At 57.5% G+C, this 13509-nt stretch carries 11 protein-coding genes; all 11 read right to left on the bottom strand.

The genetic code is table 11. The features are described 5' to 3' along the window. Nucleotides 1-57 precede the first annotated feature (57 nt). Nucleotides 58-669 (bottom strand): inorganic diphosphatase, encoded by a 612-nt coding sequence (locus tag PK28_RS14370; protein WP_082017127.1) that lies wholly within the window; start codon nucleotides 667-669, stop codon nucleotides 58-60. Further along, entirely contained in the window at nucleotides 650-3661 is a 3012-nt protein-coding gene (locus tag PK28_RS19200) for a M1 family metallopeptidase (RefSeq protein WP_048826081.1), read from the bottom strand. Before PK28_RS19200 ends, PK28_RS14370 begins: the two co-directional genes overlap by 20 nt. Before the next feature lie 162 nt (nucleotides 3662-3823). Next, nucleotides 3824-4195, bottom strand: coding sequence for a 50S ribosomal protein L19 (rplS, locus tag PK28_RS14360; RefSeq protein WP_044514989.1), 372 nt, complete (start codon nucleotides 4193-4195; stop codon nucleotides 3824-3826). A 94-nt stretch (nucleotides 4196-4289) separates the two neighbouring features. Further along, nucleotides 4290-5030, bottom strand: coding sequence for a tRNA (guanosine(37)-N1)-methyltransferase TrmD (gene trmD, locus PK28_RS14355; protein ID WP_044514986.1), 741 nt, complete (start codon nucleotides 5028-5030; stop codon nucleotides 4290-4292). 3 nt (nucleotides 5031-5033) lie between these two features. Next, nucleotides 5034-5615, bottom strand: a complete 582-nt coding sequence (gene rimM / locus PK28_RS14350; RefSeq protein ID WP_044514984.1) for a ribosome maturation factor RimM — start codon at nucleotides 5613-5615, stop codon at nucleotides 5034-5036. A 111-nt stretch (nucleotides 5616-5726) separates the two neighbouring features. After that, nucleotides 5727-6272, bottom strand: a complete 546-nt coding sequence (locus PK28_RS14345) for a 30S ribosomal protein S16 (protein WP_044514981.1) — start codon at nucleotides 6270-6272, stop codon at nucleotides 5727-5729. 356 nt (nucleotides 6273-6628) lie between these two features. Then, the gene (locus PK28_RS14340) at nucleotides 6629-7384 is read right to left on the bottom strand and encodes an acyl-CoA desaturase (RefSeq protein WP_044514979.1); all 756 of its coding nucleotides are present in this window, start codon (nucleotides 7382-7384) and stop codon (nucleotides 6629-6631) included. A gap of 188 nt (nucleotides 7385-7572) precedes the next feature. Then, nucleotides 7573-8283 (bottom strand): RluA family pseudouridine synthase, encoded by a 711-nt coding sequence (locus PK28_RS14335; RefSeq protein WP_044514976.1) that lies wholly within the window; start codon nucleotides 8281-8283, stop codon nucleotides 7573-7575. Nucleotides 8284-8292: 9 nt separating this feature from the next. Next, on the bottom strand, nucleotides 8293-9759 hold the full coding sequence (creD, locus tag PK28_RS14330) for a cell envelope integrity protein CreD (protein ID WP_044514974.1): 1467 nt from the start codon (nucleotides 9757-9759) through the stop codon (nucleotides 8293-8295). 111 nt (nucleotides 9760-9870) lie between these two features. After that, nucleotides 9871-10686: a 3-methyl-2-oxobutanoate hydroxymethyltransferase gene (gene panB / locus PK28_RS14325; protein ID WP_044514972.1), complete on the bottom strand. Its 816-nt coding sequence runs from the start codon at nucleotides 10684-10686 to the stop codon at nucleotides 9871-9873. A gap of 124 nt (nucleotides 10687-10810) precedes the next feature. Next, nucleotides 10811-13483, bottom strand: a complete 2673-nt coding sequence (locus PK28_RS14320) for a putative LPS assembly protein LptD (protein WP_156126403.1) — start codon at nucleotides 13481-13483, stop codon at nucleotides 10811-10813. Between the last annotated feature and the right edge of the window lie 26 nt (nucleotides 13484-13509).

The raw sequence follows: 13509 nt of genomic DNA, 5'->3' as shown, positions 1-13509 counted from the left end.
AAAGCCCCGCCAGATTCCTGGCGGGGCTTTTTATTTGTGCCTTTGGTAAGCGGCCGGCTACATAGCACCTTTCACGGCCTGCTCGGCTGCCCGTTCATCCTTCCAGCTCACTATCCGGATTTCGCCGGCCCGGCCCTGATGCTGGTACCACTGGCGCACCGCTTCCCGCACACTTGGGTATTGCCTTGTCAAATCCTGCCAGGATTCCACTTTGGGCAAAATCTGCTGACTTGGGCGGGCAGGAGTGGTAACCACAATATTTTTCAGCGTGCCATTGTCATCCAGCGTAAGCAGCGCCAAAGGGAGCACCTCCATAATAGTGCCCTGCGCCTGGGTTTCTGCCAGCACCAGGGACTGCATGGGCAACTCGGAGCCCGCTGCCCGGGTGCCCGGTATAAAGCCCTGATTACCGGGACAGGGGAGGTATTCCACTACCTGCTCTAAGCCCGCCCGGTGCATGGCCCGGAATTCCTGCGTAGCCGGATCAAAGTACTGCAGGTGGTTAGTGCCGGCCGGCACCTCCACTACTACCTGCAGCAGCTTGCGCTCCGCCGAGAAAGTAGGCAGGTTAGCATAGTCCGTACCGCAGCTGCTGGCAGCGCCGAGGAGCCCTGCCAGCAGCATTAGGGAAAGCAGGCGTTTGCCCGCGCTATTTGGCCAGTTGCTCATCCAGGATCCGGAAGGGGTTCAGGCTTTCCAGATGGAAGACAAACCGAATGTTATCGGTGAAGTCTTTGCGGCTGCCGGGCAAGCCATTCTCAAACTGTGAGCCCGCCACCGGCAGATAAAACTGGAGGCGGCTGCCGAACAAAGGCACGACCAGGCCGGCATCGTAAAACAGCCGCTGCGCCCGGCGGCCTTCTACTACTGTCACCTTATTCTGCATGGCGCCCAGGTCTACAAAGGCCTTGAGTGAAGTTACCGGCAAATCGGCCAGGACGTTCAGCGAAGCCAGCCATTTGGTGCTGGCGGCCGGAATATACGCTTTGAAAGCACCGTCACGGTCGTCGGTCTGGTGGCGTTGGGCCGCAAACGCGGGCGAAATCTGCTGGCGGTCCAGGAAAGCCGTCTGGTAGCGGTAGTCGGGGCTGCCACTCAGGCCCAGCACGTAAGGCTGGGGAACGTCGCGCTCGGCCAGTAGCGAGTCGCTGGCCTGTGCCGAAATGTTGGACAGGAAGCGCCCACCAAACAACCGAACCTGAATGCTCTTTTTGGGGCTGTAGAAATGCTCCAGGGTAGCGCTGGCACGCAACAGGTTCGCATTCCGGTCGTCCAGTTCCCGGTTACGCGTGAGCTTGTTAAACTCCACATCAGCATTCCAATGCCGGCGGGCATCACCGCCTTTCACGCCGTACTCTATGGTCTGAATGCTGCTGGTTACCTGCTCATCCTGCAGGTAAATGGAAGCCGTTGCGAACTTCACGCGGTGCTGGGGCGCATTAAAGCCGGTAGCGGGCAGCAGGAAGGTAATGCTGGGCTCTACTTTGCGGTAGCGCTCAAAACGCTGCAGCAGCACTCCGGTCACAATCTGGCGGGCATACCGGTCGGGCAGCACGTTTACATTCAGCATCCCAATGCCATTCAGCTCTTTCTGGTTGAAGCTGTACATGGGCATGGCCACGTAGCTGAGACGCTGCAGCACGGCCGGGCTGCTGTAGAAGGCCGCGCCCACCATCAGCTTATCCGACGAATTGGCCCCCACTACCGGCGTAAAGTTGACAACGGCCCGGTCCCAGCGCTGGATGCCCAGCAGGGGCTGCAGCCGGATGGGCTCTACGCGCCGGAAGCTGCCCTGCGTTTTCATCCGGTCGTCGCGGCGGTTGAGTTCCGGCGTCAGATAGGTAGGATCAATAACCACGGCTGCTACATTTTCGCGGCGGAAGTTGAGTTGGGTTTCGCTGTCTTCATCCTGCACGCCCAGCACCGGCGTCCACTGGGTTTCCAGCACGCGACCCTGCGCATCCAGCGAGGCCACTGGCACGGCAAACGGAGCGGGCGAATCGTTGCGCACCAGCACTTTCACGGTGTCGGTGGCTTGTACGTCGCTCACGGAGGCATTGTAAGTGCGGGTATTGCTCAGCATATCCTGAAAAAACCAGCTCAGCTTCTGGCCCGCAGTTTCTTCGAATACCGCCTGTATATCCTCGGGGTAGGGGTGACGGAACTGCCAGCGCTGATAGTAGGCCTGCATGGCGGCGTCAAACTTATTCTGCCCTAAGTAGGAGGCCAGGTATTTGAACTGCGCCGGTGCGGCCATGTACAGGGCTACGCCATAGTTGGTATTGCTGAAGGTAGCGGAGGTATTGCTCGGCGCCTGGTACAGCCCGCGGGTAGCCAGCGCCTGATACGGAATATGGGTGGCGGCCTGGGCCGTAGCGGCATCTACGCCCAGGAACTGCGCGGCCTTTTTTAGCGGGCCGGCCTTCGTCATTTTAGCGAAGGTATTGTTCGCCGAATCCAGCGCCAGCACGCGTTGATGGTAGTAAGTATTTACGCTCTCGTCCATCCACGGATGGTCCCGCTCATTGGAAGCTAGAATGCCATAGAACCAGTTGTGGCCTACCTCATGCACCACCGCATCAGCGGAAACCTGGGTTACCGTCACCATCGGATACTCCATGCCCGCACCGGCACTCAGGGCGCCATCCACGGCCGTGGCGGCGGAGTAGGGGTATTCGCCCACCCATTTGGAGTAGTTCAGCAAGGCGCTGTTCACATTGTCCAGGGCTTTAATCCAGCGTACCGCGTCCTTATTCAGGAACATCACCCAGGAGGTTACCTGGCGGCCCGAAGGCAGCGTGACGCCGCTTTTCAGCACGTTAAAGCGCTTATCGGCAAACCAGGCAAAGTCGTGCACTTTATCCTGCACGTAGCGCAGGGTTTTGGTTTCGGGGCTGGATGCCGGAAAGGACTCATCGTCGCCGAAATCCTTGCTGGTTTTCTTAAGGGCGGTAGCCGCTGCCAGCTGGTCCAGCCGGGTCTGCTCATCGGCATTCTGCAGCACGCCGGTAGCGCCCACGGTATAGTTGGCGGGCAGCGTGATGCGCACATCAAAAGAGCCAAACTCGGAGTAGAACTCGCCGTTGGTCAGGTACGGCATCTGGTGCCAGCCTCTGCGGTCGTATACAGCGGGCTTAGGGTACCATTGCGTAATCTGGTACGACTGGCCCAGGTGGCTCAGGCGGGAGTAGGACTCCGGCAGCTTGACGCGGAAGGGTGTGGTAATGGTGATGGTAGCGCCCGGGGCCAATGGCTGCGGCAGCACCAGCTTGGCCACGTCCGGATTTTCGGAGTCGAAGTCCAGGCGGGCGGGCTGGCCGTTTACTTTGAAATCCAGTTGATCAATAAAGCCGCGCTGCTCGGGTTTGGCAAATTCAAACTTCAGGTCGCCGTTGCGGCGCAGCTGCTTGGCCAGGGCGGTGTTGTTGTCGCGGTAGGCGTTGGGCCAGAGGTGAAACCAGATAAAGGGTAGCTGGTCCGGGGAGTTGTTGGTGTACTGTAGCTCTTCTTTGCCCGTCAGCATATGCTGTTGGTCGTCCAGCACCACATCAATAGAATACTTGGCCTCCTGCTGCCAATAGGCGGCCGGAGTGCTCGTGGACTGCGCGTAGCTAAGCAGGGGAGAGAGAGCCAGCAGGCAGCCACTCAGAAATTTTCTCATATAACTCATATAAAAAGGGAATAGAGGAAGATACCGGCGCGAAAATACGGTTTCATAGCTGAACTGTTGCCAGAGCTTCGCCAAAGGACTAAACGCCAAAAAGCCGGCCTCCTCAGAAAGAGAAGACCGGCTTCCGGTAATATTGCGCGAGGCAGAAGCTGCTTAAGCTGTTACCGTGGTGTTGCGACGCTCTTTGATACGAGCGGCTTTGCCCGACAGGCCACGCAGGTAGAACAGACGAGCACGACGTACTTTGCCGCGACGTACCATTTCAATTTTTTCGATGTTAGGCGACAGCAGCGGGAAAATACGCTCGGTGCCGATTTGGTTCGAAATCTTCCGTACGGTGAAGGTCTCACCGTTCGAGTTAGAATTCTTACGCTGGATTACCACGCCCTGGAACTGCTGAACACGCTCCTTGTTGCCCTCACGGATTTTCACGTGCACGTTGATGGTGTCGCCGGCGGCGAAGGTGGGGAAGCTGGCGCGGCGCTCCTGGGATTCCTGGTTGATGAAGTCGAGAAGTACGCTCATGGTTTTGGAAACTATAATGGACGGCCGCGCCGTCTTGGATTTCTATTAAAGAGGCGCAAATATAGCCCTCTGATTTGGAGATTACAACCCGTACTCAGGCTTTTTTACCAGCACCGCGGCGTGCAGGCTTAGAAGCGGGTTTTTCGGAGGCAGCAGGCTCCTCCGGAAGCAGGTCGGGGCGGCGCAAACGGGTGCGTTCTACGGCTTGCTCGTGCCGCCACTCTTCAATTTTTGGCGTGTTGCCGGAAAGCAGAATCTCCGGTACCACGTGGCCGCGCCATTCGGCGGGCCGGGTGTAAATAGGGGGCGCCAACAGGTTGTCCTGGAAAGAATCACTCAACGCCGACTCTTCATTGCCCAGCACCCCGGGCAGCAGGCGCACCACGGCATCTACCAGAATAGCGGCCCCCAATTCGCCCCCGCTCAATACATAGTCGCCCACACTGATTTCATGGGTGATGTACTCCTTGCGGATGCGCTCATCCACACCCTTGTAGTGCCCGCAGAGAATCAGCAGGTTTTCGGCCAGGGAAAAGCGGTTTACCAGCGGCTGGCGCAGGGTTTCACCGTCGGGCGTCATGTAAATCACGGCATCGTAGGTGCGCTGGGCCAGCAAACCGTCCAGGCAGGCCGCAATGGGCTCTACCCGCAACACCATGCCGGCACCGCCACCAAACACATAATCATCAATCTGCCCGTGCTTGTTGATGGCGAAGTCCCGCAGCTGGTGCAAATGGATTTCGGCCAGCCCTTTTTCCTTAGCCCGCTTCACAATGGAATAGGCAAACGGGCTTTCCAGCAATTCCGGCTGACAGGTGACAATGTCGATGCGCATATACTAGGGCTCTACCACCTCGTCGGGCTCGTCCCGCTCGCGGGAGGCCGGCGTCATGTACACATCCAGCAGGCCCTCGGGCAGCGTAACGTGCAGCTGGCGGGTTTCCTCATCGGCGTGCGACACCAGCTCGTCAACCACCGGAATCAGCACTTCCTGGCCTTTGTAGCGCATGCCCATCACATCCTGCTGCGGCAGCTCATAGAAGGCCTCCACGGTGCCCAGCTCGCCCAGCTTTTCATCGATGACGGTGTAGCCGATGACATCGTGGAAGTAGAACTGGTCTTCGTCCAGCTCGGGCAGGTCGGCGAGGGGGCAGTAGAGCTGGCCGTTGCGCAGGGGCTCGGCTTCTTCTATCCGGTCAATGCCTTTCAGCTTCAGCAGGGCGCGGTCCTCGGTCTGGGGCTGCACCTTTTCCACGGTGTAGGCGGTGAGCTTGCCGGGGGCGGCCGGCATCTCCAAGTACACCGTTTTCAGCTTGCGGTAGTCGTCCAGGTCGTCCACGTCCATAAACGCCACCACAAAGCCTTTCAGGCCATGGGGCTTTACAACGGAACCCAGCAGGTAACACTCTTCAGGCTTCATGGGAATGAGAAGTTGAGGCGGATAAAAAAGTTGAGAGTTTAAAAGCTGCCCGGGACGAAATTCGCCGCCTCGCAACTCCTAAACTCTCAACCTGGAAACTCCGGAAAGGGCTTAAGCGCCGGCTTCCTCGGTGGTTTCAGCCGTAGCTTCAGCCTCAGGGGCTTCGGCTTCAGCAGCCGGAGCGGCGGCAGCCAGCGCAGCAGCCTGCTTGGCGCGCTGTGCTTCGGCACGGGCTTCTTTCACCTTGGTTTCAGCAGCAAGCTGCTCTTTGCGCTTCTCATCTTTGGCAGTGCCCAGTGAGGTACGCTTGCCTTCGATTTTGGCGTCTTTCTGCTCTTTCCACTCGCTGAAGCGCTGGTCGGCAGTGTCCTGCGAGATGGCGCCTTTAATTACGCCAAGCTGCAGGTGCTTGCGGTACAGCACACCACGGTAAGAGAGCATAGCACGAACCGTATCGGTCGGCTGGGCACCTTTCATCACCCAGTCAAACGCCTTGTCACCATCGAAGTTGATGGTAGCGGGGTTGGTCTGGGGGTTGTAGGTACCGATTTTCTCGATGAAGCGGCCGTCGCGGGGCGAGCGGGAATCGGCAACAACGATGTCGTACTGAGCGGCCTTTTTGCGGCCGCGGCGGGCGAGGCGGATTTTAACTGCCATAAACCGGTTTGGTTAAGCGACGCATCTCGTGCGTCTTGTTGAAAGTGAGGCGCAAAGGTAGGGAATTAATGAGCAAGGAGGAAGGTGAAGTTTCGTTTATTATCAAAGCTGGTCATTCATAATGTCCAAAATTATCATTCATCAATATTCAAATCTGTCATCCTGAGCTGGCGAAAGACCTTCTCACCTAAGAACGACTAGCAGAACAACGGCTCGTTTTGACGTGAGAAGGTCCTTCGCCAGCTCAGGATGACAGGTATGTGATGGAGGACGGATTAAGTTAAGAGGCAGTGACGAAGGGATATAAAGAAAGGCTGCTCCTTATCGGAACAGCCTTTTCATTATTCTTTTAAAAGCTAAGCGGCCATCGGAATGGCTTCCTGCCATTTGCGCTTCACTTTGATGACGCGCATTTTATCCATCGTCCAGATGAACATATACGTGGGGTCAAACTCCCACCACTTCACGCCGAAGTTGACGCGCATGGGCAGTTTGTGGTGGTTGTTCTGGAACAGCTCACCGAAGGCCAGGAAATCCAGGGCCAGCGTGTTCTTGCTGTGGTCGTGGTTGTCGAAGTTCTGGTAGCCGTATTTGTGGCCGCCCCAGTTTACAATAGCGCCGTGGATAGGACCCATCAGGAAGTGGATGGGCAGCAGCAGATACTGCCACCAAGCGGTAGCAAACTGCACATAGAACAGCACATACAGCGTGCCCCAGGCTAGGCGGGAGTACCACTTGTCGCCGATGTTCTCAATCAGGCTCCACTCCGGATAGTCACCCTCAAAACGCTCGGCCTCAGCATAATTGTGGTTCAGCACGGCGTTGTAGATGTTCTTGGTCTTCCACATCATGCTAAACGCATTGGAAGAGAACAGCGGAGAGTGTGGATCCAGCTCGGTGTCGGAATAGGCGTGGTGCATGCGGTGCAGCAAAGCATACGCCCGGGGCGAGAGGAACGAGGAGCCCTGACAGATGTAGGTGAACAGGAAGAAGAATTTCTCCCAAAACTTGTTCATGGTAAACATCTTGTGGGCGGCGTACCGGTGCAGGTAGAACGTTTGCGTGAACAGCGACAGGTAATAGTGGGCAACGAAGAAGATAAGTATTGGCATGGCCAGAAATGAAATGAAACCGACTGCAAGGGCAGGCACACAGGTTGCCCGCATAAACCCAGTAATTGGCCTTTAGTTCAAAGACAAGTACAAAACTACGGTCAGGGTGGGCCCTGTTCAATAATTCGTCCAAAAGGACAAAATATTATTCAAGTGCCGAAATACAGCCGAAAGCAGGGGTATGGGTTCTATTGATAAAAAGGTTGGGCAGCTTCCCAATGTGCAATGTCCGGCAGCGGCGCATTGAAACACATTTCCTCTTTGGTGACCGGGTGCTGAAACTCCAACCGGCGCGCGTGCAGCGCAATGCTCACATCGGGCAGGGGCGCCAGAAAACCATACTTCACATCACCCACAATAGGCGTGCCCAGCCCGGTAGCCAGCTGCACCCTGATCTGGTGCGGGCGGCCCGTAATGGGGTTTACCTGCACCAAAAAGCGGTTACCGGCCTGGCCCAGCACCTCATAATCCAGCTCCGATTTAAGGCCCTGGGCGTGGCGCTCGGTATAGGCTTTGGTGGTGTTGCGGATAGGGTCTTTTACCAGCCAGTGCGTGAGGTGGCCCTTGGGTGGCTGCGGGCATTTGCCTACCAGCGCCCAGTACGTTTTGTGCACCTTATTGTCGCGGAACATTTCGTTCAGGCGGCTGAGGGCTTTGCTGGTTTTGGCCAAGGCTACTACGCCGCTTACCGGCCGGTCCAGGCGGTGTGCTACGCCCACAAAGGCGGCGCCGGGCTTTTTGTATTTAAAACGCAGGTATTCCTCCGCCTTGGCGGAGAGGGGCTCATCACCGGTAGCATCGCCCTGCACAAGCAGGCCGGCCGGTTTATTAATAATGAGCAGATGATTGTCTTCGAACAGAATTTCTTTCCGTTCCGACCACAGATTCGGACGATTCACGAGGTAAAGTTAAGCAACTGAATTTTCGGCGGGCGCATCTGGGTTTTCATACCAATTGATACGCCGCGAGAGATACATCACGGTGGCCAGCACCAGCAGCAGACCCAAGCTGCCAATGAGGAGGGCATAGTCCTGCAGTTGTAGCACCACAAACACAAAGCCGTACACCAGCACCAGCACGCCGGCAGTAATCAACGTAAGGCGGCGCTGCCGGAAAATACTAGCCGCATAGGCCGTTACCAGCCCAATGATGGCCAGCCCGGCCAGGGTGTAAGCCGCATTGAAAGACATGTGTTCGGAAAGGGCAAGCAGCAGTACGTAGAAAATAACCAGCCCCAATCCCACCAGAATATACTGAAAAGGATGGATACGCTGGCGGTTCAGCACTTCCACGAAAAAGAAAATGAGGAAGGTGAGCGAAATAGGCAATAAGGCGTACTTGGCGGCCCGCATGTTTTTCTGATACTCATCTACCGGCACAATCAGGCGGGTGCCAAAGGCAGAACCATCTACATCGGGGCGGAAGTCGGGGGTGCGCCAGCGCTGGGGGTAGCTACGGTTGAGGTGCAGCACCCGCCACGAGGCCTGGAAACCCTGGGGCGTTACGCTGTGCTGGCGCGGCAGGAAAGCACCGGCAAAGCTGGGGTCGGGCCAGGGAGCCTGCAGCTGCACCCGGGTTTCGCGGCCCAGTGGTGCAAAGAACAGTGCAGAGCTGCCATTTAGTGCCACGCTAAATGAAAAGGTGTGTTTCCGGGCTAGCGCGGCAGCATCCGGCAACAAGACCGGCGCACTCATGGCCTCGGTGGCCGGCCCCGCACCCGTTATATCTGCCTCGACCGCTCCTGCATACCGCTGGGCATTTTGCACCTCGGCTATTAGCGAACTGAACTGAGGTGCCGTAGAAACGGGCATGACATCGGGGGAGGGTACGCCGGGCTCGAAAGCAATGGGCTGCCCATCCCAGCGCAGGGAAATGCCGTTGCGGATACCTTTCATATCCGACAGGCCCACGGCCACAAACGCTTCGGGCCAACGGATGTCGGCTGGGTTTATGTTCCAATCGGCCAGGGAGGCTGTCTGAAAAGTGCCCTGTACCTGCAGCTGCGAGCTGTATACCACTACCTCATAAATGCCGCGCCGGCGCCGCTCCGGGGCCAGGGAGCCTTTTATCGACAAGGTGTCGGGCAGGAAGCAGGCGTAGGCAGTACTTTCCAGCAGGCGGTTTTTATCGTCGCGCTCCAGGCGGCGGTAGGGCACTACCAGCACCGGGCCCGTGAACTGCTGCGGCCCACCCCACTTGGCGCTTACCTCGGCCGTGGCCAGGTCGCGGGTATTGGCGCGCTCCTGCACCAGGTTTTCCACCATGGAGGCCGGAATCAGCAGCAACAGTATCAGGATGCCGATAGACAGCAGCTTGATGGTAACGGAATGCCGAACCCAGGAATTAATCCGCTCAAAAGTAGAAGGCGAGGACATAGCGCAGCGGGCTTCGGGAGAAGGATGGTAGCAGCCGGGAGCTGGATTCTTTATCCGGAGAATCGCAATGAAAAGTCAGCCCCAAAGAATGAGGCTGGCTTTCTGGTGGTATTAATAGGCTTCCTCCTGAGTGGGGAAGTCACGGTTTTTTACATCAGCAATGTAGCGTTGCACAGCGTCGTTCATTACGTCGCCCAGCTCGGCGTAGCGGCGCAGAAAGCGCGGCTTAAATTCTTTGGTAATGCCCAGCATATCGTGCACTACCAGTACCTGGCCGTCCACATCGGGGCCCGCGCCAATGCCGATAACCGGAATGCTCAGCTTTTCGGCTACCTGCTTGGCCAGGCTGGACGGAATCTTTTCCAGTACCAGCGCAAAGCAGCCCAGTTCCTGGAGCAGCAGGGCGTCTTCAATCAGCTTCTGCGCTTCGGCTTCTTCCTTAGCCCGCACCGTGTAGGTACCAAACTTATAAATACTCTGTGGGGTAAGGCCCAGGTGACCCATTACCGGAATGCCGGCCGTGAGAATGCGCGTAATGCTGTCCTTGATTTCGGCGCCGCCTTCCAGCTTAATGCCGTGCCCGCCCGATTCTTTCATAATACGAATAGCAGAGCGCAGGGCTTCCGAGGAATTGCCCTGGTAAGAGCCAAACGGCATATCCACTACCACAAAAGCCCGCTTCACGGCGCGCACCACACTTTGGGCGTGGTAAATCATCTGGTCCAGGGTGATGGGCAGCGTGGTTTCGTGGCCCGCCATAACATTGGAGGCCGAGTCGCCGACGAGCAGCACATCTACGCCCGCGCCGTCCAGAATGGTGGCCATGGAGAAGTCGTAGGCCGTGAGCATCGAAATTTTTTCGCCCCGCTGCTTCATAGCCAGCAGCTGGTGAGTGGTTACGAGCTTAACTTCTTTGTGCTGCGACATGGGATTGGGAAGTATGGGGGTCTGGAAAGCAAAGTCAAAGCTGCTGAATTTCCGGCAAACGTGGACCGCTTATCCGTGGGAGATAGTGCTGGGAAGAAAGTAAAACCACCCCGGCCGCCAGCGGCTAGCGGTTGTAGAAAGAGCGGTTACGGCTCAGTTTCAGGTCCTGCAGCAACGATGATTTGGCCGCAATAGTAACGTTGTAGCCCTGGCGCTGCCCAAACGGAATCCAGCTGCCGCTGATTTCCCAGCAGTGCAAATCCCGGTAGAAATCCAGGGAGGTATAGCTTACTTCTTTGTGGCGGAAATCGTAGCCGCTGCTGTAGCCAAAGCGGAGCTTATCAGTGAGCTTTACGGTGCCGTTAACGCTGAGAGTAACCGTAGTAAGGGAAGAGGTGCGCTTCTCGCCGGCGCGGGGCAGCACCGGAGGCTGGTTGAAGTAGCTGGCCGAGAAAGAGCTGTTCAGCGTCCAGGGAATGCTGAAATCAACGTACTCCTCGTACGGGGTAGCATTTTGCGGCTGGCCCAGCACGGGGGTGTTGTTGGGGGCCAGGTTGCTCTTCTGATTTGATTTCCGCTGCTCGGGATTAAATTGATAGGTAATGGACAGGTTGGCGGCCGTAATGCGCGCCAGCCGCCATTTGTTCTGGTTGAAGAGGAATTCATTCAGGCGGCGGTTGGCGCTGTCGCGCTGGTAGGCATCAAAAATACCATCCATCTGAAAGTTCAGCTTGCGGGCAATCTGGGTGCGGAAAGTACCCCGGATCAGGCCCAGCTTGAATTCCGGGGCTTCAAAGTCGTAGGTAGTAGCAAAGTCCAGCCCGTCAATCAGGCTAACTTTCTCAAACGGGGTGTTGCCGGTAGTATCTTTTTTGGCCTTTACTTTCATTTCCACCTGGTTCTGGAGGCGGAAGGAGAGCAGGTTGGAGGTTCGGCCGCCGGGCACGCCCGCGCCAAAGCCCTGAAACCGGGAGATGGTTTGGTTACCCAGGAGCCGACCATTGCCATCCCGCAGGTCCAGGAAATCCGTGTTCCGATCATACAGGATGTCGCTGCTCAGATAATCGGGGGAATGGCTGTAGCTGACAGAGGGCGAAATTTTGTGCCGAATGGCTTCCACCTTCTTGCCCTTAATGACATACAAGCCATAAATATTAGTAGAGGCCGAAGCGCCGGCGGAGAAGTTATACACGCGGCCAAAGCCGGCGGTATCAATGCGCACGGCCCGGGCCAGCGGGTCATAAGTGTAATCGAGGCGCTTGGTGTACCAGGTTTCCCCATAGCTGACGGAAGGGGAGAGGCTGATGTGCTTGAGTACGGTGTAGCTGCCCAGGGAAATGCCAAAGTTGTGGCGCACGCTGGTTTCCGCGTTGCGGAACAGGTTGCCTACATTACTCAGGTTAACCGGAATGCGGCGACCCTGGTTGGTACCGCCAATCAGCGGGATGCTGGTGCCGTCTACCGTCAGCTGGCGGGCCTGCTCCACGTTGGTCAGGCGGTTTTGGCCCTGCAGGTCGTAGCTCAGGGAGAACTGCTCGTAGAAGCGGCCGCGGGGCGCCAGGCCAAACCATTCGTAGGGGTACTGCCGCGCCACGCCCAGGGTAAAGTCGGGCAGCGTCACGTTCATTTCGCCGGTGCCGGTGTTCTGGCTTTGGCTGGCCTGAATGGAGTAGTTGAAGGGTGAGTTGCGAATCACCTTGGAATAGCCAATGTTGGACTGGTAGGTAGAGGAAAGGTAGCGTTGGGTATCAAAGCTGTTGAGCACGTTATAGGCCTGGCTACCCAGGCTCACGCTGGCCCGAAACTGCCCGCCGCCTGGGCGCGCCTGCGGCGAGTGGTTCCAGCTGATCCAGAAGGTGCGCGGCGAGGGCGGGCGCACATACGGCTGGTCCAGGCTAACGGACGAGGAGCGCAGAATCTGGCTTTCCGGCCGCTGGCTGAAGCTGGCATTAAAGGAGCCGGTGTAGGAATAGCGCTTGCGGTATTGCACATCGGCGGTGGCGCCCCAGCCGCCAAACTGGTCGGCGGCGCCGGAGTAGATTTCCCCCGTCAGGCGCACGCCCACATAGTCACTGGCGGCCCAGTAGTAGCCGCCGTTACGCAGGAAAAAGCCCCGGTCGGTGGTTTGGCCAAAGGTGGGCAGAATCAGGCCCGAGGCCCGCTTTTTCCCGGGCGTGGGAAAGTAGCCAAACAGAAAGCCCAGGGGCGTGGGAATGTCGCCAATAACCAGGTTAAAGGGCCCCGTCACCACTTTCTCCCGGGGAATCACCTTCATCTTGCTGGCATTGATGTAGAAGTGCGGGTGCTCCAGGTTGCAGGTGGTGTAGCTGCCGTTGCGCCCGAATATTTCGTTCAGGTCGTTTTTTTTGACCACCTCGGCGTGCACGTAGCCCTCGCCCTGCTGGGTTACGGCCTCGGCAATCTTGCCTTTCCTGGTTTTGAAGTTGTAGGCAATGCGCCCGGCCTGATAGGTCTGGTCCTTGTCTTTGAAAATGGGCCGGTCCTTTATTTTGCCGGTAGAATCGGGCGCGCCTTCCGCCGTGAGCAGGTTCTTGTTGTAGTCGATGGAAATACGGGCGGCTTCCAGGGACAAGGTGCCGTAATCAATCTTGGCTTTGTTGTACAAATGCGCCACCCGCTCCTGCACATCAAACCGGATAGAATCCTTGGCTACGTAGTGGACGGTGGTTTCAATATCTCCTTTGGGCGCGGCTGACAGGCGCAACGAGTCGGCGGTGGTGGCCGTACGGACGGTATCCAGTGCCACCTGCGTGGGCCGCGGCACGGACTTTGTCAAAGGCCTGCGCTGACCCCACGCGTTGC

The sequence above is a fragment of the Hymenobacter sp. DG25B genome, from assembly GCF_000801315.1.
In the GTDB taxonomy this organism is placed as follows: Bacteria; Bacteroidota; Bacteroidia; order Cytophagales; family Hymenobacteraceae; genus Hymenobacter.
Note: the sequence above shows the minus strand (reverse complement) of the source record. Positions and strands in the feature narration are given on the sequence as shown.